Raw genomic sequence first — 25,348 nt, 5'->3', positions numbered from 1 at the left:
CGACGCAAGGCCGCTCCCACATCGACCGCGCAAGCCCAATTCACGAACCCTGCGCGGTCTTTGTGGGAGCGGCCTTGCGTCGCGAAAGGGCTGCACAGCAGCCCCAGCAATCTTGAGCCGAGGCCGAGGGCTACCAGGTGAGCACCGCCCCCACCGCAAAGGTATCGGTGTCTTCGTTCTGGTCACTGGTTTCATGCCCATCGATGGAGAACTGGTTGTACTCGGCAACCAGCTTGAGGTTGTCGTTGACGTCATGGAACAGCGCCACGCCACGAGTCTCGTAATCCGCACCGCTGCCCACCGCGCCGTTGCCATCGTCCTTGGTCTTGCCATAGGACAGCGCCACCCGGTTCTTGCCGACCTTGTAGGAGCCCTGCAGCAAGTAGCCATCGCTGTCGACATTGCGCAAGGTCGGTTCGCCAGCATTGTTGGTGAAGAACGGGTTGATACCCTTGGCCTGGAACCCCGAGCCGGTCAGCGACAGCCCTCCCATCTTCGCCTGCACACCGTAGCCGACCCCTTTGGAGGTGACCGACTGCACCGCCGGGTCGGTGTTGTCGGAGGTCTGGTAGCTGCCGTTGACCCAACTGTAGATCTGCGCCCCACCCAGGTCGAACTGGTAGGTGATCTCGCTCTCGGTACGCGGGTTTTCCTGGTAGGCCTTGCCGGTCGGGCTGCTGTCGTTGGTGTCCACCGGGTCCATGATGCCCACCGCCACCCGCAGGCCGTCCATCACTGGCGTGCGGTAGGTGATCTGCGATGTGGGGAACGGGTACGGGTAGCCGCTACCGATGTTGCCGAACGATACCCCGCCGCCGTCCACCAGCCCCAGGGTGTCGCTGACCTGGCCATAACCGGCCAGCAGTTCGTCGAGCAGGATATTGGAACGAGCGAACAATCCGAAGTCCTTGCCGATCAGCACCTCGCCCCATTCGGGGTTGGCCACGGTACCGTAGAACTGGCGCACATCGATGGCGGTGTCGGTACCGTTGGTTTCGCTGTCGTTGATGGTCACCCAGAACGAGGCACGCGCGCCGAGCTTCAGGTCATCCACCTGCTTGCCCATGTTGAAGCCAAGGTAGTTGGGCAGAAAGCCCATTTTCACCCGAGACTGGCGGCGATCGAACTGCTCGCCCTGCCGGTCGACATCGCTGTTGACGTAGAAGGCGTTGATATAGCCGTCGGTGGAAAACGTCGTCTGGTCCTTGTCGTACAGCATGATCTCGGCCTTGGCTAAGCTGCTCAGGCAAAGGGTCGACAGGCTGACGGTAACAGCCGCCAGCAAGCGTGGGGACAGTTTCTTATTGTTGTACATGGCGCGCTCCGAAACGGGGACGGGATGTCGGAGGCGATTATCAGAAGCAGGCAAACAGCCAGAAACGCTGCCTTGGAATGGGCTGCCAGGTGCTTTGGGCCAGCGCATGGGGCGTGATGATTCCGGCCCAGGACCGGGTTACACCCAGAGGCAAGACTTCTGGCGTAACCCACAGGAGCAGGCGAGGATCAATACGGCAGACTGGAGCGGGCCCCGGTCAAAGGTCCAGGGCACCACTGAGCAACGCGCCTAGCGTGCTTGAGGCATCAGCCCGTTGCTCGTCCAGCAGACACAACGGCAGGCCTTGCCAGGCGGGTGGCGAATCGGCCAGCCCCTCGCCAATCAAGGCCAGCGGACAAGCGATCTGCATTTGCAGCGAACGCAGGCGCCTGGCCAAGACAGGGTCCACCGGCACCTGAACCTTGATCACCAGTGCCGCAGGCTGCATCGCCGCACATAGCATGGGGATTTCTTCCAGCGGCTGCCCGCACCCGAGTACTTCGATGCGTTGCTGCTCGCCGCTCAACAACAGCCCGGTACACAATACCTGCAGTTCGGCTTGCCCCTCGGTGCCTCCCAGCAGCACGCGCGGCGCATCGGCCTGGTTCATCTGCAGACGCAGCAGCAGGCGGGCGCGCAGGAACATGTCCAGAAACAGCCATTGGCTACGCTGGCCCGGCGCAATGCCTGAAGCCAGGCCATGCCAGACCGGCATCAGCACTTCGCGCAGCACGCTGGCCTTGGGCAGGATGGTGAACAACTGCCCGTGGATGGCTTCCAGCGCTTGTGTATCGAATGCCTTGGTGGCGCGCTCCACGGCGACGCGCCAGTCGTCGAAGCCCGAGTGCTGCTGCACCGGCGCATCTGGCTGACCTGCGAGGATGTCGCCTACCTTGCTGATGGGCACGCCATTGCCGGTCCAGTGCAAGATGTCGCGTATGCGCTGGACATCCCGGGCCGTGTACAGGCGATGGCCACCCTCGGTGCGCTGCGGGCTTATCAACCCATGGCGCCGCTCCCAGGCCCGCAAGGTCACCGGATTGATGCCGGTCAGGCTGACCACATCGCGCATGGGTAACAAATCGGCTGGGGTGGCGTCAGTCATGATGAGGGTTTATCTGGGGGGTGGCACATTCTAAACCCATATGCACCTTCTGCGGCGAGCCTCGTTGGTTCATCATGCAACAAACGGCGCCGAGGCCTTCTGCACGCAGGCCAGGCTGCGCACTTCGCATACAAATGCCTGTAGGTGGGCCCCATGATCAACGCGAAACTCCTGCAACTGATGGTCGAGCATTCCAACGATGGCATCGTCGTCGCAGAGCAAGAAGGCGACGACAGCATCCTTATCTACGTCAACCCCGCCTTCGAGCGCCTGACCGGCTATCGCGCCGAGGAAATCCTGTATCAGGACTGCCGTTTTCTGCAGGGCGAAGATCATGACCAGGCGGGCCTCGACAGCATCCGCGAGGCAATCCGTGGAGGCCTCCCGTGCTGCCAGGTGCTGCGCAATTACCGCAAGGACGGGAGCCTGTTCTGGAACGAGTTGTCCATCACGCCCGTGCACAACGAAGCGGACCAGTTGACGTACTACATCGGCATCCAGCGCGACGTTACAGCGCAGGTTTTCGCCGAGGAAAAGCTGCGCGAGCTGGAGGCCGAGGTAGCTGAATTGCGCCGGCAACTGGGCCAGGCGGAGCGCTGACCAAAACCTATACAAGGTCGTTGACTTGTATAGATTTACGCTTAGACTTCAGCTATACCTGTACAGCAAGCCATTTCTGTACAGGATTTCCTGGAGCCCAGCATGTCAGCGTATCTGCAGCAATTCGCCGAGCATTTCACCCGCCTCGACGGGGGCAACCTCGGCACCCTTGAAAAGCTGTACAGCGACGATGTCACCTTTCGCGATCCGTTGCATCAGATCCAGGGGCTGCCGGCTCTGCGGGCCTATTTCGCGCAGTTGTACGCCAACGCTCACGATATCCGCTATGCCTTTTCCAGCATCGACGAAGTGACGCCCGGGCAAGGTTACCTGCGCTGGACCCTGCAGTTCCGCCATCCACGCCTGGCCGGTGGTGAGCAGATCACCTTGCAGGGATGCAGCTACCTGCAATGGCATGAACGGGTCCATTTCCACCAGGACTATTTCGACGCAGCAGCCCTGCTCTACGAACACGTTCCGGTCATGGGCAGTGCGATTCGATGGCTCAAAGGCAGGGTCGCATGAGCCGTTGCTGGCTGACTGGCGCAAGCAGCGGTATCGGTGCCGCACTTGCACGATGCCTGCTGGAGCAAGGCCACCAGGTTGCCTTGGGCGGACGCAATGCGGATCGTCTCGCGCCGTTGGCTGAACACTTTCCCGGGCAGGTGCTGCTGGCCATTGGCGACCTCGACGACCCTGTACAGGTATCCGGGATCGCAACCCGTATCGAGCAGGCCTGGGGAGCGCTGGACCGGGTGATCCTCAATGCCGGCACCTGCGAGTACCTGGAGCCGGGCCATTTCGACCCAGCCCTTGTCGAGCGCGTGGTGCGTACCAATTTCCTTGCCGTCAGCTACTGCCTGGCTGCGGCCCTGCCCTTGCTTCGCGCCGGTCAGCACCCTCACCTGGTAGTGATGGGCAGTTCGGTAACCTGGCTGGCCCTGCCCCGCGCCGGTGCCTATGGCGCGTCCAAGGCAGCCGTGCGCTATCTGGTGGAATCGCAGCGCATCGACCTGGCCCGCGAAGGCATCGCCGTCACCCTCGTCAGCCCTGGCTTTGTAGATACGCCATTGACCCGTCGCAACGATTTCCCCATGCCCCAGCTATGGTCGGCACAGCGCGCAGCCAGCCATATCGCCAGACGCCTTCCCGAGCGCCCGCTGGAAATCAACTTCCCCCTGCTTTTCACCCTGGTATTGCGACTGCTCGGCGCACTGCCCGCACGCCTGCGCCTGGCGCTAGGGCAACACCTTGCCCGTCATGAACAGGAATGATGATCCATGCGTATAGCAATCATCGGCAGCGGCATCGCAGGGCTATCCTGCGCTCATCTGCTGTCACGCAGGCATGAGGTTACGGTTTTCGAAGCCGAGCAATGGATCGGGGGCCACACGCATACCCTCGATGTGATCTGGCAGGGTGAACGCCATGCAATAGATACCGGCTTCATCGTATTCAATGACTGGACCTATCCGCACTTCATCCGCTTGCTCGATCACCTGAAAGTCGCCTCGCAGCCGACCGAAATGAGTTTCTCCGTGCATGATCCGGCCACCGGCCTGGAATACAACGGGCACGACCTGAACACCTTGTTTGCCCAACGCCGCAACCTGGTGTCCCCGGGGTTCTGGGGGATGCTGAGGGACATTCTGCGTTTCAACCGTCAGGCGCTCGCCGACCTGGATAACCAGCGTATCGATGCCAACGCTACCCTGGGCGCCTACCTCCAAATGCAGCGGTATGGGCAGCGCTTCATCGATCATTACATCGTACCGATGGGCTCGGCGATATGGTCGATGTCCCGCGCGGACATGCTCGGCTTCCCGCTTGCGTTCTTTGTGCGGTTCTGTCGCAACCACGGCTTGTTGTCGGTCAACCAACGCCCACAGTGGCGCGTGATCGAAGGGGGCTCGCGCAGCTATGTCGGTCCGCTGTGCCGACCGTTTGCCGGGCGCATCCGCCTCGGCTGCAAGGTTTACCGGGTCAGCCGCGACGAAGGTGGCGTCACCTTGATGAGCGCTGCCGGTACCGAACGTTACGACAATGTGGTGTTTGCCTGCCACAGCGACCAGGCCCTGGCGCTGCTGGAAGCGCCGAGCGTGCAGGAGCGGGAAGTGCTCGGCGCCATCGGCTATGCCAGCAACGATGTGGTGCTGCACACCGATACCCGTCTGCTACCCCGCCGCAAACGCGCCTGGGCCAGCTGGAACTACCGGCTCGGCGGGCCACAGCAGGCGCCTGCCGCGCTGACTTACAACATGAACATTCTGCAAGGCATCCAGGCACCGACGACGTTCTGCGTGAGCCTCAACCAGACCGCGCTGGTGGATCCGGCGCAGATCATTGCCCGCTTCCAGTACGACCATCCGCAGTACAGCCTTGCGGCGTGCGCCGCGCAGGCGCGCCAGGAACAGCTGCAGGGCTATCGCCACAGTTACTTCTGCGGCGCCTACTGGGGCAACGGTTTTCACGAGGATGGCGTGGTCAGTGCGTTGAAGGTGGCCGCGCTTTTCGGAGAGCACCTGTGAACAGCAGCCTTTGCGTGGGTTGGGTCAGCCACCGGCGCCTGGCGCCGCGCCCCCACGCCTTCCGCTACAGGATCGGCATGTTCTACCTGGACCTGGACGAGCAAGCCTGGCTGACAGGCCTGTCACGTTGGCTGTGGCGCTGGCGTCTGGCGCCGCTCAGCTGGCACCCGGCAGATTACCTGCCAGCTCGGACCCGCCGCGGCGAGACGCTGGCCCAGGCTGCACGTTCGCTGGTGCACAACGCGACGGGAGAGATGCCTGAGGGGCCGGTGCACCTGCTCACGCAATTGCGTTGCTGGGGGCTGTCGTTCAACCCGGTCAGTTTCTATTTCTGCCATGACCGCGACGGACGACTGACGGCAATCCTGCTGGAAGTGCGAAACACGCCATGGCGCGAACGCTTCCATTACGTGCTGCCGGTCAGGGAAAACCTTGCCAGGCCCTTCACTGTCACCAAGGCCTTTCATGTGTCGCCTTTCATGCCACTGCACATGGACTATCGCTTGCACTTTGCCCTGGACCCAGAGCGTGTGCGCATCCACATGGAGAACTGGCAAGCCGATCGCAAGGTCTTCGAGGCCGACCTGGCCCTGCAGCGCCAGCCGCTGGATAAAGCCGCCGTGCACCGATACGTACTGGCCTTCCCCTGGATGAGCCTGCGCACCGTCGCGGCCATCTACTGGCAGGCACTGCGCCTGTTGTTCAAACGCACGCCCATCCATGACCACACGCCCAGCCAGAGTGACCTGGCGCTCGGCCATTCCTGCGAGGACCCTGATGATGTCGAACCCCACCCTGAGCGTTAGCAAGTTCGCCGGCCTCGGGCCGTTGTTCGGTGGCCTGGCACGAAACGCCGTGCTCGCCCGCCTGGGCAGTCTGCGCCATGGCCATTTGCGCCTGCTCAGCCACGGGCAGCAATGGAGCTTCGGTGACGCCGACAGCCCGCTGCAGGCCGAGGTGGAAATCCTTGATGACATCACCTGGAGCCTGATAGCCGGCAATGGCTCGATCGGTGCTGGCGAAGCCTACATCCACGGCTATTGGCGAAGTCCCGACCTGGCGCTGGTGACTCGCCTGTTTGTCGCAAACCTTGAGGTACTTGACACCCTCGAGGGCGGCCTGGCCCGCTTCGGCCGCCCTGCCCTGCGGTTGCAGCACAAACTCAACCGCAACAGCCGGCGCGGTGCCCGCCGCAATATCCTGGCGCACTACGATCTGGGCAATGCCCTGTTCGAGCGGCTGCTGGACCCCACCATGATGTATTCGGCAGCCCAGTTCGAACACCCTGAACAAACGCTGGAACAAGCTCAGTTGCACAAGCTGGAGCGCATCTGCCAGAAGCTGGAACTGTGCCCTGACGACCACCTGCTGGAAATCGGCTGCGGGTGGGGCAGCCTGGCGATCCACGCCGCCACCCGATATGGCTGCAAGGTGACCACGACGACGCTCTCCGAGGCGCAATACAGCCACACCCTGCAGCGCGTTCAGGCGCTGGGGCTGGAGCAGCGCGTGAAAGTGCTTCGCGAAGACTACCGCGACCTTCAAGGCACCTTCGACAAACTGGTCTCCATCGAAATGATCGAAGCCGTGGGCCATCGTTACCTGCCGGTGTATTTCCGCCAGTGTGCCTCGCTACTCAAGCCCGACGGGCTGATGCTGTTGCAGGCGATCACCATCCGCGATCAGCGCTATGCACAGGCGCGGCGGTCGGTCGATTTCATCCAGCGCTACATCTTCCCCGGTGGCGCACTGCCTTCGTTGAGCGTGTTGCTGGATACTGCCAGCCGGCACACCGCACTCAACCTCTTGCACATGGAAGACTTCGGTCAGGACTATGCCCGCACCCTGCGGCACTGGCGAGAAAACCTGCGCCAGGCACGCGCTGCGTTGACGGACCTGGGCTATGACGACATGTTTCAGCGCCTGTGGGAATTCTACCTGTGTTACTGCCAAGGCGGTTTCGAGGAGCGCGCCATCGGTGTCGCGCATCTGCTCTGGGCAGCGCCCCAGGCACGGCGCGCGCCCTTGCCTGGCAGTGCCTGATGAGCCGTCGCTGGCTGCTCGCCAATGCCTTGTGGCTACAGGCTGGCTGGTGGCTGTGCGTATTGGGGGCCGAAAAACCCTTCCTGTCATTGCTTGTGATTCCTGGCCTGGCCGTGCACCTGAGCCTGTGTCCGGACGTCCACGCAGAGGTCAAGGCGCTGTTGCGCGTAACGCCGGTGGGATGTGTGCTGGACAGCGTGCTGGGCGCGCTGGGCGTGTTCGGTTTCGACACCTGGCCACTGCCGCTGTGGCTTGCGCTGCTGTGGCTGGTGCTGGCCAGCGGCATGCGCCACAGCCTGGCATGGGCCGACAGGCACTGGCGGCTCGGTGCGCTGGTGGGTGCAGTTGGCGGCCCTCTGGCCTATCTGAGCGGTGCGAGGTTGGCAAATGTCGACTTGCCCATGGGCACGCTGGAAACCGGCCTGTTACTGGTGCCGATATGGGCCGCTACCCTGCCCCTGCTCGCGCGCCTCGCGGTGCGGTGCTGATTTGCGGCATCGTTCGGAGCAGTAGCGCACCTGCGCCCAGCAACGCGCCCAGCGCTTGCGCCAGTTGAACGGCCGCCCACACACCACGCAGATCTTGCTGGGCAAAAGACCCTTTTTCATATCGGCTGCGCCGCATCGAGTTGTGCCAGCAGTGACTGGCCACGCTGCCACACGGCATCGCGACGGTCAGCCGCCATGCCATCCAGGCTTCGATAGACCAGCGCCAGACGCGGGTTAGCCGAAAGTTCGGAGCGATGGCGAATCAGAAAATGCCAATACAAGGCATTGAACGGGCAGCCATCCTCCTCGGTCACGTGGTCAACCCTGTAACTGCACGCCTTGCAATGGTCGGACATGCGCTGGATATAACGACCACTGGCGCAGTAAGGCTTGGACCCCAGGTAGCCGCCGTCGGCGTACATCACCATACCAAGCGTGTTGGGCAGCTCGACCCAGTCGAAGGCATCCATGTAGACCGCCAGGTACCACTCACAAATCGCGGCTGGGGCGATACCGGCCAGCAAGGCGAAGTTGCCGGTGACCATGAGCCGCTGGATATGGTGAGCGTAGCCCAGGCGAAGGGTCTGGCCGATGGCCTGCTGCATGCAGCGCATGCGGGTGCGCCCGGTCCAGTAGAATTCCGGCAACGCTCGCTCGTTGCCCAGGTAGTTGAGCGCCGCATACTCCGGCATGCGCAGCCAGTAGATGCCGCGCACGTACTCGCGCCAGCCGATCAACTGGCGGATGAAGCCCTCTGCTGCATTGAGCGGTACTCGCCCCTCGCGCCAGGCCTTGTCGACCTCGTCGCACAGGCAACGTACGTCCAGAAGCCCGATGTTCAGCGCCGCACTGATGCGCGCATGGAACAGGTACGGCTCGCCCTCGGCCATTGCGTCCTGGTAGTCACCGAACGCCGCCAGGCCGAACTCCAGAAAGTGTTGCCAGAGCTGCAGCGCCTCGGCATGGGTCACGGGGTAGTCGAAACCGTCGATGGCTCCGTAGTGGTCGCTGAAGCGTTGGCGTACCAGGGCTATTACCGCGGCCGTGATCTGGTCCTGCTCGAAATGCGCGGCGAAGGGGCCACGCAGCTGTCGGGGCAAGGCCTTGCGATTGTCGCCATCGAGATTCCAGGTTCCACCTGCCGGGCTACCGTCAGGCTCCAGCAGCAGGCCGGTACGCTTGCGCATGCCACGGTAGAAGTGCTCCATGCGCAGTTGGCCGCGCTCCCGCGCCCAGCGCGCGAAGGCTTCGCGAGAACAGAAAAATCGCGTGTCGCGATGCCACACAAGTGGCAGTGCGGCATCGCGCAACGCCTGCTCCAGGCGCCACTCACCGCATTCGGTCAGGTGAATGTGCGTGGCTCCCAGGGCTTGCTGCCAGCGCCGCAACTCGCCAACGATGCTACCGCTGTTGCCGTCATCGTCGAGTTGCACATAATGCACTTGCCAACCGCGCTCACGCAGCGCCTGGGCGAAGTGCCGCATGGCGCTGAAGATCAGGACGATCTTCAATGGATGATGCGGCACATACCTGGCTTCCCCTTCCACTTCTGCCATCAGCACAGCATCGCGGTCAGGATCGAGGGCTTTCAGGCTTGCCAGGTCGAACGAAAGCTGGTCACCCAGTACCAGGCCCAGGCGCATCGTTCAGGTTACCCCAGGCTGGTGAACGTTACCGCTACGCAGATTCATGGCACCCCCTCCAGCAGACGCTGACGCAGTTGTTGATCCCTGGCCCGTGGATCGAGCCAGATGGCGAAGAACGCCCGGGCAAAGTCCGGGTCGGCGATCACCCGGCTGAGTTTGCCATCGACGTAGAAACGGCAGCCCTGCCCCGGCATGTACAAGCCGGTGATACGCATCCCAGGGCGTACATCCACGAACGCCTGCTGCATGGCCTGGGACCACGCCGCGCGCCGCTGCGGCGTCAGGCTATCAGGATCCAGGCGGTACATTTCCTCGAGGCTGGCCTTCACCAGCACGTCTCTGGACAGCCTTCGGTGATAGGCGAGTTCAAGGGCAAAAGGCCGGTTCCAGTCCTGAACCGGCCCTGCTGCCCATAGCTGTGCGGTGTAAAGACGCAGGCCAAACCAGGTGAACTCACCGGAGCCCAGCCGTTGCGCCGCCGGGAGCTCCGCTCGCCAGTCCGCCGCCTCGGACAGGCCTGTCAGTAGCAGGCAAAGCCAGGTCCAACGAGCAGTGCGCCCCATGGTGACCTCGAGCACTCCAAAATACCTGTACAATATTGGCAATTATGTACAGCTTTTACCCGTATTGTACAATTTTACGTGCCGACCCCGTAGCGACATGTCGGCGCAAGTTGTGAACAGGCGGACATACGGTGGTGCCAGGAAAAGGAGGCAGTTCAGTGAGCCTTGTCAATGACCTTCACTCTCCCGCCAACGTACTGGTCTGCGGAGCCAGCCAGGGGATTGGCCTTGCACTGTGCACGCAGTTGCTGGGGCGCGCCGACATCGGGCGGGTGTTTGCCGTCTCGCGACATGCCACCAGCAGCCCCGCGCTGGCAGCCTTGTTCGCCGAGCACCCGCGACAGTTGGTTCGCATCGATTGCGACGCCTGTTCCGAAGCGGAACTGCAAACGCTGGCGGCGCGGGTGGGCGCCTGCTGCGACCAGCTGAACCTTGTACTGTGCACGCTTGGCGTGCTGCAAGAGGCACCCGCACGGGCCGAAAAAGCGCTGACACAGGTGGACATGGCTGGGCTGCTGGCCAGCTTCACGACCAACTGTTTCGCCCCTGTCCTGCTGCTCAGGCACTTGCTGCCCTTGTTGCGACAGCAACCGATGACCTATGTGACACTGTCGGCGCGGGTCGGGTCGATCAGCGACAACCATCTTGGCGGGTGGTACAGCTATCGCGCCAGCAAGGCCGCGCTCAACCAGCTTCTGCACACTGCGAGCATCGAACTCAAGCGACTGAACCCTGCTTCCACGGTACTATTGCTGCATCCCGGGACCACCGACACCCGCCTTTCCCAGCCCTTTCAGGGCAATGTACCGCCGGGAAAACTGTTCTCACCGGCATTTGCAGCGACATGCATCCTGGCGCTGGTGAGCCGACACGGTCCCGACCAGAGCGGTACATTCTGGGCGTGGGACGGCACACCGATTGCCTGGTGACGCCAGAGCCAGCATGGCTTGGCTTCTCTTGTCAGCTGAACACCCAGAGCACGCGGGTGGGCTTGTCGGTGAGGTTGGCGTAACGAAAGCTTGCGTGGGGTTGCAGCTGAAAACTGTCACTGGCGTGCAGCGTTACAGGCTCGCCGCCATCCAGCCAGACGGTCAGTTCGCCTTCGAGCACGAAGCAGCCCTGCTCCGAGCTGTCATCCAGGTACTCCTCGCCACTGCTGGCCCCCGGCTCCAGGTGGCTGTCGAGCATGGAGAACGCGCCCGTTATGGTCGGGGATGCCAGCACATCGGTGATGCCACCGGCCAGGTGAAGGGTACGGCGCTCGTGAGGGCGGGTGACCCAGTCGAGCTCGCGTGGCTTGTCCAGCTTGTAGAAATAGGCCGTGGAAACACCGAGCTCTTCGCTGATTGCCGTGAGGTCGGCCACGGTTGGGCGGGATACGCCCCGTTCGACCTGGGAAAGAAAGCCCACCGAACGGCCGATGCGCTGGGCCAGTTCGCCCAGTGTCAGGCCTTTGAACTTGCGCAGGTCGCGAATCAGTACGGCCAGGCTTTCGATCTCTTCGTGCACTTTCATGGTTGAATCGCGACTTTCGGATGGGAAAATTGATGCCCTGAAAAGTACATGATTCAACTCACAAAGCAAGATTCTTCATCGCGATATTGGGGCTGCTTTGCAGCCCTTCGCGGGCACGCCCGCTCCCACAGGGATCTCGCTTCTCCTGAGCCCGGCGCCGTACCTGTGGGAGCGGGCATGCCCGCGAAGGGTCGCAAAGCGACCCAAAACCATTCAACTGACTGGCACCAGCCACAGGGCTCTTCCCTTACCGAACAGCCTCGTACGTCAGGTCCAGGCACTTGCGGGCCTTTGCCACCAGTTCGTCGATCTCCTCGATGCTGATCACCAGCGGCGGCGCGATGATCATGGTGTCGCCCACGGCACGCATGATCAGCCCGTTGTCGAAGCAGTACTGGCGACAGATCATGCCGACACCTTTGCCTTCATGACGCGCGCGGGTGGCCTTGTCCTTCACCAGTTCGATCGCGCCGAGCATGCCCAGGCCACGTACCTCACCTACCAGCGGGTGGTCGGCCAGCTCGCGCAGGCGTTGTTGCAGGTAAGGAGCGGTCTTGTCGTGTACCTGCTCGATGACCTGTTCGTCACGCAGGATCCGCAGGTTCTCCAGGCCCACCGCAGCCGCCACCGGGTGGCCGGAATAGGTGAAACCGTGGTTGAAGTCACCGCCTTCGCTGATGACCTTGGCCACTTCATCTCGCACGATCACGCCGCCCATGGGGATATAGCCGGAGGTAAGGCCCTTGGCGATGGTCATCAGGTCGGGCTTGAGGTCGTAGTAGTCGCTACCGAACCACTCACCGGTACGGCCGAAACCGCAGATCACTTCGTCGGCGACGAAGAGGATGTCGTACCTGGCCAGGATCTCCTTCACCTTCGGCCAGTAGGTCTGCGGTGGAATGATCACCCCGCCAGCGCCCTGGATCGGTTCGGCGATGAAAGCGGCAACGTTGTCCACGCCGACTTCGAGGATCTTCTTCTCCAGCTGTTCGGCCGCCCACACGCCGAAGTCGGCCTCGGTCATGTCGCCGCCTTCGCCATACCAGTATGGCTGCGGAATGTGCACGATATCCGGGATCAGCCCGCCCTGCTGGTGCATGCCGCTCATGCCGCCCAGGCCCGCGCCGGCCACGGTTGAGCCGTGGTAGCCGTTGATGCGGCCGATGATGACCTTCTTGTTCTTCTGGCCCTTGAGCGCCCAGTAATGGCGGACCATGCGCAGCACGGTGTCGTTGCCTTCGGAACCGGAGCCGGTGAAGAACACATGGTTCATGCCTTGCGGGGCCACATCGGCGATCGCCTTGGCCAGTTCCAGCGCGGGCGGGTGCGCGGTCTGGAAGAACAGGTTGTAGTACGGCAACTGCTTCATCTGCTGGCTGGCGACGTCGGCCAGCTCATCGCGGCCATAGCCCACCGCCACGCACCACAGGCCTGCCATGCCATCGAGAATCTTGTGGCCTTCGCTGTCCCAGAGGTACACGCCCTTGGCCGAGGTGATGATGCGCGGGCCTTTCTCGGCCAGTTGCCGAACATCGCTGAACGGGGCCAGGTGGTGGTCGCGGCTCATGGTTTGCCAGGCAAGGGTCTGCGAATTCTGCTCACTCATTGACTTCACTCCATCAGGTTGCGCAGCCGTGCTGCGCAGGTACTTTTTTGTAATTGGTAAAGATGCTGTCAGGCGGACTTCAAGAGCATCTGGCGCAATACCGAGCGATGCCGGCAAGCCTTGCCAAAGGACTGGAAGATGGTCAGGTAGTGCGGGTTGTCCATGACCTGGTATTCGGGGTGCCATTGCACGGCCAGGGCAAAACCTTTGCTGTTCTCGACCGAAATCGCTTCCACCAGGCCATCGGGTGCCAGCGCCTCCACCCTCAACCCGGGGGCCAGTACATCGATGCCCTGGCCGTGGATGGAATTGACATCGATGACCGCCGGCAAGCCCATGCGGTCGAGCATGCCGCCGGGCTCTATATGCAGGGCGTGACGCGGGCCATATTGCTTTTCGATGGGCTCACCCTTGCTTTCGCGGTGGTCCATGAACCTGCCGGTCTCATGCACCTTCTGGTGCAGGGTGCCGCCCAGCGCCACGTTCATTTCCTGGAAACCACGGCAGATGCCGAGCACCGGCACACCGGCGGCGATGGCCGCACGCATCAGCGGCAAGGTAGTGGCATCACGCAGCGGGTCGTGATGGGTGCCCGCTGCACTGGCCGGGCCGTTGTAGTGCAACGGTTCGATGTTGGACGGCGAACCGGTGAAGATCAGCCCATCCACCACGTCGAGAATATCGGCGCTGTCCATCAGGTCTGCGAGGCTGGGTATCACGATGGGCAGCCCACACGCTGCCTGGGCCGCCGCGCGCGCGTACTTCTCGCTGATGGTCTGGGTTGCATGCAGCTCGATCATGCTGGTGCATGCGGTAATGCCGATAACGGGCACACGTGGCATATCTTCCTCCGGCAAATCCATATTGCGCGTTGTATTGAAACGGTAGAAAGGCAGGGGGCAGCGGGGCTGCCCCAACCTCGCACCTACAGGAACCAGCGGTATTCGCGGGCATCGATGTGGCGCATGAAGTCCAGTTGCTCCTGGTATTTGTTTTCGCAGTAGACCATCACGAATTCACTGCCCAGGCCCTCGTTCACCACCGGGTGGTGACGCATGGCGGCCAGGGCACTGAAGGCATCCTTGGGGAACTCGATGCCGCTCTGGCGGTTGTCGTTCAGCGGGGCGATGGGCTCGACGCCACGTTCCAGGCCATGCTCCATCCCGGTCAGGATGGCCGCCAGCACCAGGTACGGGTTGGCGTCGGCACCGGCGAGGCGGTGTTCGATGCGCAGGTTGCGCGGGTCGGACTCGGGGATGCGAATACACGCATCGCGGTCTTCGAAACCCCAGCTGGCCTTGCTCGCCGCGTTGACCATGGCGCCGTAACGGCGGTAGGCATTGTGGTTGGGGGCGAAGATCGGCATGCAGTGCGGCAGCAGCTCCAGGCACCCTGCCACCGCATGGCGCAGCTTGCGCTGGTCATCGCCGGCCAGGATGTTGTTGCCGGCGTTGTCGTACAGGCTGACGTGCACATGCATGCCGCTGCCCGGCGCGTCGAGGTACGGCTTGCTCATGAAGCTGGCTCGGTAGCCGTGCTTCATCGCGATACCGCGGGTACTGCGGCAGAACAGCGCCGACCAGTCCGCCGCGCTCATGGCATCGTCGCTGTGCGAGAAGTTGATCTCGAACTGGCCCGGGCCCAGCTCCGCGGTGATCACGTTCGCCGGCACGCCCTGCTCGTTGGCGCCATCGACCATCTCGTGCAGTACCGGTGCGAAGCGCGACAGCCGCTCGATGTGCATGTTCGGCTGGTCGTCGTGGTCGTCGGTCGCCTTGTCGCGAGGGTACTGTGGCAGGCCGTTATCGAGCTTGCGGTCGAACAGGTAGAACTCCAGCTCGAAGGCCACCACCGGGCGAATGCCGCGCCTGGCCAGGCGCTGGATCACCCGGGCCAGCACTTCACGGGGCTCGAACTCGATGGGCTTGGCGGTGCCGTCAGAGGTGATGAGCATCTGCGCGATCGGTTCCTTTTCCCAGCGCACCGGCTTGAGGGTACCCGGCACCAGGCGGCGGCCGGCATCCGGGTCGCCATCGGCGAAGCAGTAGTCACCGATTGGGTAGAGGCCACCTTGGGTGCCGAGCAGCACGCAGTTCTGCGGCAACTTCAGTGGCGCGCCGGCTGCGACTTTTTCCAGCATGTCCATGGGGTAGCGCTTGCCGTAGAAGTGCCCGGGGATATCCAGCGCAATCAGGTCGACATAGCGTATTTCTGGGTGCTGCGCTCGGAACGAGCGCACTTCAGTCAGCAGATCCGGAAAGACGACACTCATCTTCTTGTCCTTGTGAGGTGAACGAATTCAGTTGAAGACCCAGAGCACGCGGGTGGCTTTTTCCGTCAGGTTGGCGTAACGGAACTGCGCGTGGGGGTGCAGCTGGAAGCAGTCATTGGCCTGCAGGGTCACGGCGTCACCGTGGTCCAGCCAGACCGTGAGTTCGCCTTCGAGCACGAAACAACCCTGCTCGGAACGGTCAGTCAGGTACAGCTCGCCACTGCTGGCGCCTGGTTCGAGATGGCTGTCGAGCATGGAGAACGCGCCGCCGATGGTGGGCGAAGCCAGCACATCGGTGATACCCGACTCGAGGTACAGCGTGCGCCGCTCGTGGGGGCGCGTGACCCAACTGACGCTGCGTGGCTTGCTCAGGTTGTAGAAGTACGCGGTGGAAACGCCGAGCGCTTCGCTGATGGCGGTAAGGTCCGCCACGGTAGGGCGCGATACACCGCGCTCGACCTGGGACAGGAAGCCTACCGAGCGGTTGATGCGCTCGGCGAGTTCGCCCAGGGTCAGGTTCTTGAATTTGCGCAGGTCGTGAATAAGGATCGCGAGGGCTTCAACCTCTTCGTGCATCTTCATCGCTTGAGACTGCCGTGAAATTTTTAGATTTATTTTTCATGAAAAATTACATGAAAAATTTCACGAGTCAAGCCGAAGCTGAAAATGGGAAGCCGCGAATGGAGATGTGGGGGGCAACTAGCAGCGAAGAGGCGTAACGAGAAAAGTACCTTGAAGCCCTCAGGAAGCGAGGGCCTGCGAACGCGGCCGTACCGGCATTTCATAGCGGTGCGGTTGCTGCCAGGCCAGCTGTGCCTGGACATCGACCGCCGCATCCATCACTTTCTGCGCCCAGTTCTCATCCTTGGGGCACACCACCACCACGCGAAAACCGTGGTCGACGCCTTCCAGCCGCACGCCTTCGGAATCATCGACATGCAGGTCGATATCGAAGGCCGACGGCAACTTCGAGGGCGCATTCTCAAGCCCGTTCACGGCAAGGATATGCTGGTGCCGGTCACTGTTGACCACGCCATCGACACGGATGCCGTAGAGCATCAGCCAACGGCGGATATAGGCCGGGGTGCGCCCCGACGAGGTGTAGATCCAGATGCTGCAGCCCTGGCGGCGCAGGTCGCGGATCAGCGCACGCGTGCCACTGCGCAGGGGTTCACCCAACCAGCGGTGGACGAACGCCGGCAGCTTGCTGTCCTCGGCGGCGGCGTGGTCGGCCTGGCAGGCGAGCGTGTCGTCGATATCGAACGAAATGCGTACCTGCGGGCGATTGAACGCGCGCTCGAAGGCTTGCCGCCCGCGCTGGAACAGAGAAGGGCTTTGCATCAGCGGCACCTCTCGCGCGCAGGCATGGATGTGCCGCCGAGGAAGAACTTGCCGGGCTCGGGCGCGTGCGCTTCAAGGAAAGCTGCATACTTTTTCTTGATCTTGGGTAGTTCGTACAAAGCCTTGACACCATGCTTGGCGGAGTTGCGTATGACCGAGGACGGGTTGAAGTAACCCTCGGCGTTGTCCAGCGACAGCACGAATGGCGGTAGCCCCGCGCGCATCAGCAAGTAGCTGACAATGAGCGACCCGGTGCGGTTGTTGCCTTCGATGAACAGCTGCGGCTTGCTCAGAATTCGAACGTAGACACCCGCCGCGCGCTTCCAGATCGAGTCGCTGCCATACGAGCAATACCAGTTGTAGAGGTCCTTGATGCCGCCCTCCACATTATTGAAAAAGTGCGCCTCGGTCGCCGCCAGGTGCGGGGCAAACTCCAGCCGGCGTGCCGGGTCGCTGCCGCACAGCACGGTGGCATTGATCTCCAGCATCAGGTTCAGTTGCTGAAGGTCGAAAAGGTCGACACCCCGGGCGACATAGTCGTCAATCAGGGCATAGCCTTCAACCACATTCAGCAGCACCTCGTCGGTGAATGGATCCCGCGGTTCGGTGAAATGCTGGCTGAGTTCGGCGAAGCGGGCCTGCACCTCACGCAGTGCGCGCTCTACCGCTGGCAGATCAAGACGACGCGTCGCTGGCATTGGAAATCCCTGGTAACACTTGACGGAAGGTAACGCGGCCGGGTGTTGCAGCCTCCCTGACTGCAACACCCGGCCACCTTGGCAGGTACGGCCTCAGCTGAACTTGCCGCTGATGTAGTCGGCGGTCAGCTGCTCACGCGGGTTCTGGAAAATCTGCGTGGTCGGGCCCATTTCGACCAGGTAACCGGTACGGGTGCCCCTGGAGATGTCGACCGAGAAGAACGCGGTGGTGTCGGCCACACGAATCGCCTGCTGCATGTTGTGGGTCACCAGGGCGATGGTGTAGTCCTTTTTCAACTCGACCATCAGCTCCTCCACCCGGCGGGTGGCAATCGGGTCGAGTGCCGAGCAGGGTTCGTCCAGCAACAACACTTCCGGCTCGGTGGCGATGGCGCGGGCGATGCACAGACGCTGTTGCTGGCCGCCGGACAGGGCCAGGCCGCTGACCTTGAGCTTGTCCTTCACCTCGTCCCACAGCGCGGCGCCCTGCAGCGCGTGCTTGACGCGGTCGCCGATGTCGCCCTTGTAGCGGTTCAGGCGCAGACCGAAGGCGACGTTGTCGAAGATGCTCATGGAGAACGGGTTGGGCTGCTGGAACACCATGCCGATGTAGCGGCGCACCACCACAGGGTCGACGCCCTTGCCGTAGACATCCTGGCCCAGGAAGTGCACATGGCCTTCGAAGCGGAAGCCCTTCACCAGGTCGTTCATGCGGTTGAGGCTACGCAGCACGGTGCTCTTGCCGCAGCCGGACGGCCCGATGAAACCGGTGATCTCGTTCTTGCGGATCGGCACATGGCTGTCGCGAACGGCCATGAAATTGCCGTAGAAGATCTTGTCCAGCTTGCAGTCCATGACGATGGGGGCTTCGCTGACCACGGGAGCGGCTTTTGGCGCAGTGGATACGTTCAAGGTCGGATGCTCCCTTTCTCAATACTTGGGCTTGCCGAATACTCGGCTCAGAATGTTGATTACCAGCACGATCATCACCAGTACCAGCGAGGCCGCCCAGGCGAGCTCGAGCTGGTTGTCGAATGGCATGCCGGAGAAGTTGTAGATCAGTACGGCCAGTGAAGCCGTCGGGTTCATGACCGCCAGGTCGCCGTCATGCAGGATCCAGTAGTTGCTGAACAGCGCGGTGAACAGCAGCGGCGCGGTCTCGCCGGCAGCACGGGCCACGGCCAGCATGACACCGGTGAGGATGGCCGGCAGGCCGGTGGGCAGAACGATTTTCCAGATCACCTGGGCACGGGTGCAGCCCATGCCGTAGGCGGCATCCTTCATGATCTTGGGCACCATCTTCATCGACTCTTCAGCGGTCAGCACGACGATGGGCAGCATCAGCACCGCCAGGGCCACTCCACCTGCCGGCGCGGAGTAGGTGCCGGTGGTCATCACCACCAGGGCGTAGGCGAACACGCCGGCCAGGATCGACGGCAGGCCGGTTAGCATCTTGGCGGCGAAGCGCGCGGCGTTGGCCAGCTTGCTGTCCGGGCCGAGTTCGGCCAGGAACACCGCGGCAAGGATACCGACCGGCACGGCGATGGCGGCAGCGATGCCGACCATGACGAAAGTACCGGCCATGGCGTTGCCAAAGCCCCCGCCCATCTCGAAGCCGGTGGGTGGCAGCTCGGTGAACACCTCCAGGTTGAGGCGTGCGCCGCCGCGAGTGATCAGCATGTACAGCACGGAAATCAGCGGCACGCTGGCCACCAGTGCCGCGAACCATGCCAGCGTGGTCAACAACAGGCTGCGCAGGGAACGGCCTTCAAGCTTGCGCTGCAGGCTGGGCAACGCGTTTGCAGGGGTGGTGAGGTTGGTCATCATTTGTTACCCCGCTGGGCGTAGAGCATGATCATCGAGCCGAGCACGTTCACCAGCAGGGTGATGAACATCAGTACCAGTGCGGCGTACATCAGCACCTCGACCTCGTTCGGGCCGGCCTCCGGGAAGTTCAGGGCCAGCAAGGCCGCCAGCGTGTTGGCCGGAGCGAACAAGGACAGGGAAATGTTGTTGGCATTGCCCACCAGCATGGCCAGCGCCATGGTTTCACCCAGCGCACGGCCCAGGCCGAGCACCAGCGAACCGAAGATGCCGGTGGCTGCCGATGGCACCATTACCTTGAGGATGGCCTCCCAATGGGTGGCGCCCAGGCCGTAGGCGGCCTGCTTGGTCTTCATCGGCACGCTGGTCAGGGCGTCCTGCGAAACGGCGGCGATGGTCGGCAGGATCATGATCGCCAGCACCAGCGCGGCAGGCAGCAGCCCGGGGCCGCTCAGGGAAGTGCCGAAAAAGGGAATCCAGCCCAGCTCGCTGTTCAGCCAGGTGGTCAGCGGGCGAATGGCCGGGATGACCACATAGATCCCCCACAGGCCGTAGACGACGCTGGGGATGGCTGCGAGCAGCTCGACGATGGTGCGGAACACCGCCGCCAGCCTGGCCGGGAGGAAGTCCTGGGTCAGGAAGATGGCCATGCTGACGCCGAAGAAACCGGCGATCAACAGGGCGATCAGGGCGCTGTAGAGCGTGCCCCAGATCGCTGGCAAAATTCCGTACTTACCTTGGTTGACGTCCCAGACACTACCGAACAGCACGTCAAAGCCGTGCTTCTCGATGCCAGGCAGTGCCTTGCGGCCCACTTCGTAGACCAGCGCGAAGACCAGCGCCAGCACCAGCACCACACCGATGCGTGCAAGCGCACGGAAGGTGCGATCAACCAGGAAGTCTTTCGCAGACGGTGGCTGGCACGCGGAGTCGGGATTGGCCGGGATGGCGAAAGGAGTGTTCATTGGCAAGTTCCGGGACAGAGGGCAAACACACCCGGTATGGCCACCAGACCACACCGGGAGCGCCTGGGCGTGTTACTGGATGTTTGCGGACGCTTTGCGTACCTGATCGACAACCGACGGTGGCAGCGGGATGTAGCCCATCGAGTCGGCGATCTTCTGGCCTTCGGTCAGGCTGTATTCGACCATTTCGCGCATGGCCTTGGCCTTGGCCGGGTTACCGTTGTCCTTGCGGAAGATCATCCAGGTGTAGGAGGTGATCGGGTAGGACTTGGCACCGTCCGGGTCAGGCAGCCAGGCCACCAGGTTTTCCGGCATCTTCACCGCCGCCAGAGCCTCGGCACCGCTCTCGGCGTTCGGCACGACGTATTGGCCGGCCTTGTTCTGCAGCTGGGCGAAGTCGACCTTGGCCAGCTTGGCGAAGCCGTATTCGATGTAGCCGATGGCACCTGGGGTCTGGCGGACGGTGGCGGTTACACCGTCGTTTTTCGGCGACTTGATGAACTTGTCGCTGGCCGGCCAGTTGACGGTATTGCCTTCACCCAGCGCTTGCTTGAAGTCAGCGTTGATGGCCGACAGGTGCTTGGTGAATACCGCAGTGGTACCGCTGGAGTCGGCACGCACGACCACGGTGATCGGGGTAGCTGGCAGTTTCAGCTCAGGGTTGGCCGCGACGATCTGCGGGTCGTTCCACTGGGTGATCTTGCCGAGGAAGATGTTGGAGTACACATCACGTGGCAGCTTCAACCCTTTAGGGTTGCCTGGCAGGTTGTAAGCCAGGACGATTTCACCGGCGGTCATCGGCAGCAACTGCACGCCCTCGCCGACCTTGGCGATTTCTTCGGCTTTCATGGCCGAGTCGCTGGCGGCGAAGTCGACGGTCTTGTTCAGAAAGTCCTGGACACCCGCCCCGCTCCCCTTGGACTGGTAGTCAACGGTGACACCGTCGGTTTCCTTGCTGAAGGCCTTGAACCAGGTCAGGTAGATCGGTGCCGGGAAGCTGGCGCCGGAACCGGTCAGGCGGACGTTCTCTGCGGCGAAGGATGCCGAGGTGGCGCAAACAGAAACGGCAACGGCGAGTGCAGCAGACTTCATCAGGCGTATCATCGAAAAGTGCTCCGTGTGATGGCCGGCACACTTTGCAGCAGCAATGTTACAGCTTTGTGACCATTGAATGGCAGGCCGCACGGTAGAGCCGTCTGGCGGCGCCATCACGGCAACATCAGTAACCAGAGCCCTGGACGGGTTCCTGTCTCAACCCTAAGGCCTCGATGTGTCGGTTGAATGACTGTTTGCAGTGGGCAACCGGTTTCCGGGCACCGCTGGTCGGATACCGGGCACTCGGGCGTCGCTGCGGCATTCAACCGCTCATGCAAACCAGACGGGAGCGAATGCCATGCCACGCGGCGACAAGGACAAATACACCGACAAGCAGAAGCGCAAAGCCGAACATATCGAAGAAAGCTACGAGCACAAAGGCGTACCGAAAGACCAGGCTGAAGCGCGCGCCTGGGCCACCGTAAACAAACAGTCCGGGGGTGGTGAGAAGAAAGGCGGCTCGGGCAAGGCCACCTCTTCCAGCGAGAAGAAGACTGCCCGCTCGGACTCGGCCAAACGGGCGGCGAAGTCACGTCAAGGTCATTCCCGTACATCGGACAGTTCCCTGGAAACCCAGAGCAAGCAAAGCCTGATGAAGGAAGCGCGCAGCAAAGACATCAAGGGGCGCTCCACCATGACCAAGGCACAATTGGTGGAAGCGCTCAAGCACGCATGACGCAAGCCTTTGGCCACCCGCGCAATAGCGCCGCCTGGGCCAAGCGCGACCTTGTGGGAGCGGGCGTGCCCGCGAGAATGCAACGCGGTGCATGGCACCGGCTTCGCCGGTGTTCGCGGGTGAACCCGCTCCCACAGGGACCGAGCACGCCTGAAAAAATCGACTCATGCAGACAGGTAGATGCCACTACGAGCCCGGCAGCGGTACTGCCTCAGAGGGCAAAAAAACTCACTACCCTTGCTGTGACAACCACGCAAAAACCCAGCAAGCAGATCACCCCGATGCCATAAAGCACGGTACGCAACGGCTGCACCCTCGCCAGGTAGGCCCACGTATGCAAGAGCCTGGCCGCAGTGAACACGATGCTCAACCAGACGTTGGGCCCCGCCGCTGTCTCGAGGGCAATGGCGAGCCCGCAGAGCGCGAAGAATACCGGGATATTTTCCATGTCGTTAGCCCACACCCTGGCGGCCTGGGGGACCATTTGGCCAATGCAGAGGAGAATGCTGGTGGCGAGTGGTGAGCTCGAGATCGGTGCCACACTCCATTGATGCAAATCAAGCCGCCGGCCCCGGTTCGCGCGACGATGGCTGTCAGCAAGGAACGAATCGACAACCGCCATGCGCATCGTGCTCAAGGTCATCGCCATCGATCACCGCGCGCGGCTTTGGACAAGGAGCCCCCACATGAGCCCGCTGGACCACATACTGGTAGCCACCGACCTGTCTACCTCCGCCCGCAACGCGGCAGAGCGCGCTGCGCACCTGAGCAAGGAGCAGCAGGCAGCGCTGGACCTGCTGTACGTTGCCAATCCGGCCCCCTTCGAGCGCCTGAAGCAGTTGGTGGCACCGGGTGACGATCTGCTGAAGCGCGTACTGGATACCGCTGGCGAAAAAATTCGCGCGCTGGCTGCAATGCTGTTCCAGCGCCATGACATCGCCGCTGGCGTGCAGGTCGCGCATGGTTCGGTGACCACAGAGATCACCCGTGTAGTGCAGGACAAGCGCAGCGACCTGCTGGTGTGTGGGGCGAAGGGCCAGAGCGTGGCGCGGCGCCTGCTGCTGGGCTCCACTGTACAGAAGATGCTGAACTGCATGCCCTGCCCTTTGCTGGTGGTCAAGCAGGCGCCTCGCGATACCTACCGGACCTTGCTGGTTGCAGTTGATTTTTCGCCTTCGTCACTGCGCTCCATCGAACTGGCAAGGGCCGTTGCCCCACAGGCCGAGATCATTCTGTTGCATGTGTACGAGGCACCGTTCGAAGGCAGCATGCGCTTCGCCCACATCGACCATGACACGCTTACGCACTATCGCAATGTCATCCGCAAGGATGCGCTGAAGCAGCTCGCGGCCTTGAGCGAAACCGCCGGAGTGGCAGATGCTCGGCAAATCGTGGTGCATGGCGACCCAGGCTGGCGGATTGCCGAGCAGGAACAACAGCTGGAATGCGACCTGATCGTGGTCGGCAAGCAAGGGGAAAGCACGCTTGAAGAGCTGCTGATAGGCAGCGTCACCAAGCATGTGCTGAACGAATCCCAGTGCGATGTGCTGGTGTCGCCATAGGATGCAGGTGATGTGGAGGACGCTTGCGTGTCCTTCGCGGACAACACATGACTCATTGGTTCAGTGAGGTTTTGCAGGAGTAGCCTTGTACTGCTCCTGCAAGAAGCTTCGAGCGGCGATGGGCGCTCTGCACAAGGCGTTTCATCGATTGCGCTGATGATTACTATCGAGCGACCCGCATGTTGGCCAGGCGAAAGCGCCCCCTATAATCGCCAGCAAATTTCCCCCGCTCCTTGCGCCTGCTTCAGGCGACATCCCTCTCTTGGAATCCAATACCATGCCAAGTGCCAACCAGGCCCCTAGCGGCCTCCCCGAACATGATCAACAAAGCGTCAGCCAGCAGTGGCTGGCAATCCTTTCGGTCGCCGTCGGCGCCTTCGCCCTGGTGACCAGCGAGTTCCTGCCGGTTGGCGTACTCAACGATGTCGCCAGCGACCTGGGCATCAGTGCAGGCCACGCCGGCCTGATGGTCACCCTGCCCGGCATCATGGCCGCCCTCGCCGCCCCACTGCTGTCAGTGGGGATTGGCGCTCTGGACCGTCGCTATCTGCTGATCGGACTGACACTGATCATGATCATCGCCAACGCGGTAGTGGCGTACGCCAGTGACTTCAACCTGCTGCTGTTCGGCCGCGTGCTGCTGGGCGTGAGTATCGGCGGTTTCTGGGCGACAGCCATTGCCCTCAGCGGTCGCCTGGCGCCCAGGGGCGTGGGCGTAGCCCAGGCCACCTCCATCATCATGGTCGGCGTAACCCTGGCCACCGTGCTGGGCGTGCCGGTAGGCACCTGGTTGAGCGGCCTGCTGGGCTGGCGCATGACCTTCCTGGTAACCGCGCTACTGGGCGTACCGGTGCTGCTGGCGCAGATCCTGTTGCTACCGCGGCTCAACCCGGACAAGGCCATTCGCATCAGCGACCTGCCAGCCCTGTTCATCAACCCACAGGCGCGGGTTGGCCTGATCGCCGTGTTGCTGATCGGTCTGGCGCACTTTGCCGCGTACACCTATGTCGCCCCTTTCTTCAAACAAAGCTCCGGCTTCGATGGGCCGACCATTGGCTCGTTGCTGCTGCTTTATGGCATGGCCGGGGTATTCGGCAATATCTTCGCCGGTTTCGCCGCCAACCGCAGCGTACGTCACACCCTGCTGCTGGTAGCGTTGATGATTGGCAGCAGCACCGCCCTGTTCCCTCACTTCGCTACCGGCATGACCGGTGCGGCGATGCTGATCGGATTGTGGGGCTTCGCCTTCGGCGCATTCCCGGCCTGCGCCAGTATCTGGATGTTCGTCGTCGCGCCCAAGGATGTCGAACGTGGCATGCCGCTGTTCGTTGCAATGTTCCAGGTGATCATTGCGCTGGGCTCGTTCTTCGGCGGGCGGATCGTCGACCAGCTGGGCAGCTCGGTGCTGTTGAGCCTGGCCACGGCCCTGGTGGGCTGCGGTTTCGCTACGGTGCTGGTGTTGGGCCGTAATGTCAGCAACAGCCTGGCGGCGCAACCTGGCTGAGT

28 protein-coding genes are annotated in these 25,348 nt (G+C 62.4%); 11 read left to right on the top strand and 17 right to left on the bottom strand.

All coding sequences use genetic code 11. From position 1 onward, the window contains the following. Positions 1 to 130: 130 nt before the first annotated feature. Both ACK1U9_RS00800 and ACK1U9_RS00795 read right to left on the bottom strand, forming a co-directional pair. A complete protein-coding gene (locus tag ACK1U9_RS00800) occupies positions 131 to 1,315 on the bottom strand; it encodes a porin (protein WP_046613896.1) in 1,185 nt (394 codons plus the stop codon). 217 nt (positions 1,316 to 1,532) lie between these two features. Next, positions 1,533 to 2,420: a MerR family transcriptional regulator gene (locus tag ACK1U9_RS00795; RefSeq protein WP_449109600.1), complete on the bottom strand. Its 888-nt coding sequence runs from the start codon at positions 2,418 to 2,420 to the stop codon at positions 1,533 to 1,535. A 153-nt stretch (positions 2,421 to 2,573) separates the two neighbouring features. Here ACK1U9_RS00795 and ACK1U9_RS00790 point away from each other — a divergent pair, with 153 nt between their 5' ends. The 7 genes from ACK1U9_RS00790 (at position 2,574) to ACK1U9_RS00760 (ending at position 8,079) form a co-directional block, all read left to right on the top strand. After that, positions 2,574 to 3,020, top strand: a complete 447-nt coding sequence (locus ACK1U9_RS00790; RefSeq protein WP_046613898.1) for a PAS domain S-box protein — start codon at positions 2,574 to 2,576, stop codon at positions 3,018 to 3,020. A gap of 102 nt (positions 3,021 to 3,122) precedes the next feature. Further along, the gene (locus tag ACK1U9_RS00785) at positions 3,123 to 3,545 is read left to right on the top strand and encodes a nuclear transport factor 2 family protein (RefSeq protein ID WP_046613899.1); all 423 of its coding nucleotides are present in this window, start codon (positions 3,123 to 3,125) and stop codon (positions 3,543 to 3,545) included. Next, positions 3,542 to 4,294, top strand: coding sequence for an SDR family NAD(P)-dependent oxidoreductase (locus ACK1U9_RS00780; RefSeq protein WP_046613900.1), 753 nt, complete (start codon positions 3,542 to 3,544; stop codon positions 4,292 to 4,294). Before ACK1U9_RS00785 ends, ACK1U9_RS00780 begins: the two co-directional genes overlap by 4 nt. Before the next feature lie 6 nt (positions 4,295 to 4,300). Beyond that, positions 4,301 to 5,548 (top strand): NAD(P)/FAD-dependent oxidoreductase, encoded by a 1,248-nt coding sequence (locus tag ACK1U9_RS00775; protein ID WP_046613901.1) that lies wholly within the window; start codon positions 4,301 to 4,303, stop codon positions 5,546 to 5,548. After that, positions 5,545 to 6,354, top strand: a complete 810-nt coding sequence (locus ACK1U9_RS00770) for a DUF1365 domain-containing protein (RefSeq protein ID WP_108480996.1) — start codon at positions 5,545 to 5,547, stop codon at positions 6,352 to 6,354. The genes ACK1U9_RS00775 and ACK1U9_RS00770 overlap by 4 nt, the downstream gene beginning before the upstream one ends. Next, positions 6,329 to 7,591, top strand: coding sequence for an SAM-dependent methyltransferase (locus tag ACK1U9_RS00765; protein ID WP_046613903.1), 1,263 nt, complete (start codon positions 6,329 to 6,331; stop codon positions 7,589 to 7,591). Before ACK1U9_RS00770 ends, ACK1U9_RS00765 begins: the two co-directional genes overlap by 26 nt. Beyond that, positions 7,591 to 8,079: a DUF2878 domain-containing protein gene (locus tag ACK1U9_RS00760; RefSeq protein ID WP_046613904.1), complete on the top strand. Its 489-nt coding sequence runs from the start codon at positions 7,591 to 7,593 to the stop codon at positions 8,077 to 8,079. The genes ACK1U9_RS00765 and ACK1U9_RS00760 overlap by 1 nt, the downstream gene beginning before the upstream one ends. On the opposite strand, the gene ACK1U9_RS00755 is transcribed toward ACK1U9_RS00760, so the two are convergent. Genes ACK1U9_RS00755 through ACK1U9_RS00745 form a run of 3 tightly spaced genes read right to left on the bottom strand, consistent with a single transcriptional unit; the run spans position 8,017 to position 10,288 of the window. Beyond that, a complete protein-coding gene (locus ACK1U9_RS00755; RefSeq protein WP_075045543.1) occupies positions 8,017 to 8,199 on the bottom strand; it encodes a DUF2256 domain-containing protein in 183 nt (60 codons plus the stop codon). The genes ACK1U9_RS00760 and ACK1U9_RS00755 overlap by 63 nt on opposite strands. Then, a complete protein-coding gene (locus ACK1U9_RS00750) occupies positions 8,196 to 9,722 on the bottom strand; it encodes a cryptochrome/photolyase family protein (RefSeq protein ID WP_135002057.1) in 1,527 nt (508 codons plus the stop codon). Before ACK1U9_RS00750 ends, ACK1U9_RS00755 begins: the two co-directional genes overlap by 4 nt. Positions 9,723 to 9,766: 44 nt before the next feature. After that, positions 9,767 to 10,288, bottom strand: a complete 522-nt coding sequence (locus ACK1U9_RS00745; protein ID WP_046614092.1) for a chalcone isomerase family protein — start codon at positions 10,286 to 10,288, stop codon at positions 9,767 to 9,769. 158 nt (positions 10,289 to 10,446) lie between these two features. On the opposite strand from ACK1U9_RS00745, the gene ACK1U9_RS00740 reads away from it, so the two are divergent. After that, on the top strand, positions 10,447 to 11,217 hold the full coding sequence (locus tag ACK1U9_RS00740) for an SDR family NAD(P)-dependent oxidoreductase (protein ID WP_046613906.1): 771 nt from the start codon (positions 10,447 to 10,449) through the stop codon (positions 11,215 to 11,217). Positions 11,218 to 11,248: 31 nt separating this feature from the next. On the opposite strand, the gene ACK1U9_RS00735 is transcribed toward ACK1U9_RS00740, so the two are convergent. The 11 genes from ACK1U9_RS00735 to pstS all read right to left on the bottom strand — a co-directional run bounded on the left by ACK1U9_RS00735 (position 11,249) and on the right by pstS (position 21,613). Beyond that, positions 11,249 to 11,803, bottom strand: a complete 555-nt coding sequence (locus ACK1U9_RS00735) for a helix-turn-helix domain-containing protein (RefSeq protein ID WP_046613907.1) — start codon at positions 11,801 to 11,803, stop codon at positions 11,249 to 11,251. A 247-nt stretch (positions 11,804 to 12,050) separates the two neighbouring features. Then, positions 12,051 to 13,409 (bottom strand): aspartate aminotransferase family protein, encoded by a 1,359-nt coding sequence (locus ACK1U9_RS00730; protein ID WP_046613908.1) that lies wholly within the window; start codon positions 13,407 to 13,409, stop codon positions 12,051 to 12,053. Between the two features lie 68 nt (positions 13,410 to 13,477). Beyond that, entirely contained in the window at positions 13,478 to 14,251 is a 774-nt protein-coding gene (locus tag ACK1U9_RS00725) for a gamma-glutamyl-gamma-aminobutyrate hydrolase family protein (RefSeq protein WP_085598301.1), read from the bottom strand. Positions 14,252 to 14,334: 83 nt separating this feature from the next. Then, positions 14,335 to 15,681: a glutamine synthetase family protein gene (locus tag ACK1U9_RS00720; RefSeq protein ID WP_322492989.1), complete on the bottom strand. Its 1,347-nt coding sequence runs from the start codon at positions 15,679 to 15,681 to the stop codon at positions 14,335 to 14,337. A gap of 27 nt (positions 15,682 to 15,708) precedes the next feature. Further along, on the bottom strand, positions 15,709 to 16,263 hold the full coding sequence (locus tag ACK1U9_RS00715; protein ID WP_015270026.1) for a helix-turn-helix domain-containing protein: 555 nt from the start codon (positions 16,261 to 16,263) through the stop codon (positions 15,709 to 15,711). 159 nt (positions 16,264 to 16,422) lie between these two features. Further along, positions 16,423 to 17,022, bottom strand: a complete 600-nt coding sequence (locus tag ACK1U9_RS00710) for a hypothetical protein (protein ID WP_046613911.1) — start codon at positions 17,020 to 17,022, stop codon at positions 16,423 to 16,425. After that, a complete protein-coding gene (locus ACK1U9_RS00705) occupies positions 17,022 to 17,720 on the bottom strand; it encodes a hypothetical protein (protein WP_085588069.1) in 699 nt (232 codons plus the stop codon). The genes ACK1U9_RS00710 and ACK1U9_RS00705 overlap by 1 nt, the downstream gene beginning before the upstream one ends. 93 nt (positions 17,721 to 17,813) lie before the next feature. Further along, entirely contained in the window at positions 17,814 to 18,575 is a 762-nt protein-coding gene (pstB, locus tag ACK1U9_RS00700) for a phosphate ABC transporter ATP-binding protein PstB (RefSeq protein WP_233687519.1), read from the bottom strand. Positions 18,576 to 18,650: 75 nt separating this feature from the next. Continuing rightward, the gene (gene pstA / locus ACK1U9_RS00695; RefSeq protein ID WP_023661149.1) at positions 18,651 to 19,544 is read right to left on the bottom strand and encodes a phosphate ABC transporter permease PstA; all 894 of its coding nucleotides are present in this window, start codon (positions 19,542 to 19,544) and stop codon (positions 18,651 to 18,653) included. Then, positions 19,544 to 20,509 carry a phosphate ABC transporter permease subunit PstC gene (gene pstC, locus ACK1U9_RS00690; RefSeq protein WP_013972145.1) on the bottom strand — a complete coding sequence of 322 codons (966 nt, stop codon included), beginning with the start codon at positions 20,507 to 20,509 and terminating at the stop codon, positions 19,544 to 19,546. Before pstC ends, pstA begins: the two co-directional genes overlap by 1 nt. 72 nt (positions 20,510 to 20,581) lie before the next feature. Continuing rightward, positions 20,582 to 21,613 (bottom strand): phosphate ABC transporter substrate-binding protein PstS, encoded by a 1,032-nt coding sequence (pstS, locus tag ACK1U9_RS00685; protein ID WP_046613914.1) that lies wholly within the window; start codon positions 21,611 to 21,613, stop codon positions 20,582 to 20,584. Positions 21,614 to 21,902: 289 nt separating this feature from the next. Between pstS and ACK1U9_RS00680 the strand changes: the two genes are divergently transcribed. Further along, positions 21,903 to 22,280 (top strand): termination factor Rho, encoded by a 378-nt coding sequence (locus ACK1U9_RS00680; RefSeq protein ID WP_085598299.1) that lies wholly within the window; start codon positions 21,903 to 21,905, stop codon positions 22,278 to 22,280. Positions 22,281 to 22,491: 211 nt separating this feature from the next. Here the strand turns inward: ACK1U9_RS00680 and ACK1U9_RS00675 are convergent, their stop codons facing one another. Continuing rightward, positions 22,492 to 22,917, bottom strand: a complete 426-nt coding sequence (locus tag ACK1U9_RS00675) for an MAPEG family protein (protein WP_449109599.1) — start codon at positions 22,915 to 22,917, stop codon at positions 22,492 to 22,494. Positions 22,918 to 22,966: 49 nt separating this feature from the next. On the opposite strand from ACK1U9_RS00675, the gene ACK1U9_RS00670 reads away from it, so the two are divergent. Next, entirely contained in the window at positions 22,967 to 23,842 is an 876-nt protein-coding gene (locus ACK1U9_RS00670; protein ID WP_449109598.1) for a universal stress protein, read from the top strand. Between the two features lie 277 nt (positions 23,843 to 24,119). Continuing rightward, on the top strand, positions 24,120 to 25,346 hold the full coding sequence (locus tag ACK1U9_RS00665; protein WP_196188195.1) for an MFS transporter: 1,227 nt from the start codon (positions 24,120 to 24,122) through the stop codon (positions 25,344 to 25,346). The last annotated feature ends 2 nt before the right edge of the window (positions 25,347 to 25,348 follow it).

The organism is Pseudomonas sp. XP1 (assembly GCF_053557675.1).
Note: the sequence above shows the minus strand (reverse complement) of the source record. Positions and strands in the feature narration are given on the sequence as shown.

Coding starts and splice junctions, on each gene's coding strand:
- ACK1U9_RS00800 (WP_046613896.1), bottom strand. CDS start 1,315: ATGTACAACAATAAGAAACTGTCCCCACGCTTGCTGGCGGCTGTTACC.
- ACK1U9_RS00795 (WP_449109600.1), bottom strand. CDS start 2,420: ATGACTGACGCCACCCCAGCCGATTTGTTACCCATGCGCGATGTGGTC.
- ACK1U9_RS00790 (WP_046613898.1), top strand. CDS start 2,574: ATGATCAACGCGAAACTCCTGCAACTGATGGTCGAGCATTCCAACGAT.
- ACK1U9_RS00785 (WP_046613899.1), top strand. CDS start 3,123: ATGTCAGCGTATCTGCAGCAATTCGCCGAGCATTTCACCCGCCTCGAC.
- ACK1U9_RS00780 (WP_046613900.1), top strand. CDS start 3,542: ATGAGCCGTTGCTGGCTGACTGGCGCAAGCAGCGGTATCGGTGCCGCA.
- ACK1U9_RS00775 (WP_046613901.1), top strand. CDS start 4,301: ATGCGTATAGCAATCATCGGCAGCGGCATCGCAGGGCTATCCTGCGCT.
- ACK1U9_RS00765 (WP_046613903.1), top strand. CDS start 6,329: ATGTCGAACCCCACCCTGAGCGTTAGCAAGTTCGCCGGCCTCGGGCCG.
- ACK1U9_RS00760 (WP_046613904.1), top strand. CDS start 7,591: ATGAGCCGTCGCTGGCTGCTCGCCAATGCCTTGTGGCTACAGGCTGGC.
- ACK1U9_RS00755 (WP_075045543.1), bottom strand. CDS start 8,199: ATGAAAAAGGGTCTTTTGCCCAGCAAGATCTGCGTGGTGTGTGGGCGG.
- ACK1U9_RS00750 (WP_135002057.1), bottom strand. CDS start 9,722: ATGCGCCTGGGCCTGGTACTGGGTGACCAGCTTTCGTTCGACCTGGCA.
- ACK1U9_RS00745 (WP_046614092.1), bottom strand. CDS start 10,288: ATGGGGCGCACTGCTCGTTGGACCTGGCTTTGCCTGCTACTGACAGGC.
- ACK1U9_RS00735 (WP_046613907.1), bottom strand. CDS start 11,803: ATGAAAGTGCACGAAGAGATCGAAAGCCTGGCCGTACTGATTCGCGAC.
- ACK1U9_RS00730 (WP_046613908.1), bottom strand. CDS start 13,409: ATGAGTGAGCAGAATTCGCAGACCCTTGCCTGGCAAACCATGAGCCGC.
- ACK1U9_RS00725 (WP_085598301.1), bottom strand. CDS start 14,251: ATGCCACGTGTGCCCGTTATCGGCATTACCGCATGCACCAGCATGATC.
- ACK1U9_RS00720 (WP_322492989.1), bottom strand. CDS start 15,681: ATGAGTGTCGTCTTTCCGGATCTGCTGACTGAAGTGCGCTCGTTCCGA.
- ACK1U9_RS00715 (WP_015270026.1), bottom strand. CDS start 16,263: ATGAAGATGCACGAAGAGGTTGAAGCCCTCGCGATCCTTATTCACGAC.
- ACK1U9_RS00710 (WP_046613911.1), bottom strand. CDS start 17,022: ATGCAAAGCCCTTCTCTGTTCCAGCGCGGGCGGCAAGCCTTCGAGCGC.
- ACK1U9_RS00705 (WP_085588069.1), bottom strand. CDS start 17,720: ATGCCAGCGACGCGTCGTCTTGATCTGCCAGCGGTAGAGCGCGCACTG.
- pstB (WP_233687519.1), bottom strand. CDS start 18,575: ATGGACTGCAAGCTGGACAAGATCTTCTACGGCAATTTCATGGCCGTT.
- pstA (WP_023661149.1), bottom strand. CDS start 19,544: ATGACCAACCTCACCACCCCTGCAAACGCGTTGCCCAGCCTGCAGCGC.
- pstC (WP_013972145.1), bottom strand. CDS start 20,509: ATGAACACTCCTTTCGCCATCCCGGCCAATCCCGACTCCGCGTGCCAG.
- pstS (WP_046613914.1), bottom strand. CDS start 21,613: ATGATACGCCTGATGAAGTCTGCTGCACTCGCCGTTGCCGTTTCTGTT.
- ACK1U9_RS00680 (WP_085598299.1), top strand. CDS start 21,903: ATGCCACGCGGCGACAAGGACAAATACACCGACAAGCAGAAGCGCAAA.
- ACK1U9_RS00670 (WP_449109598.1), top strand. CDS start 22,967: ATGAGCCCGCTGGACCACATACTGGTAGCCACCGACCTGTCTACCTCC.
- ACK1U9_RS00665 (WP_196188195.1), top strand. CDS start 24,120: ATGCCAAGTGCCAACCAGGCCCCTAGCGGCCTCCCCGAACATGATCAA.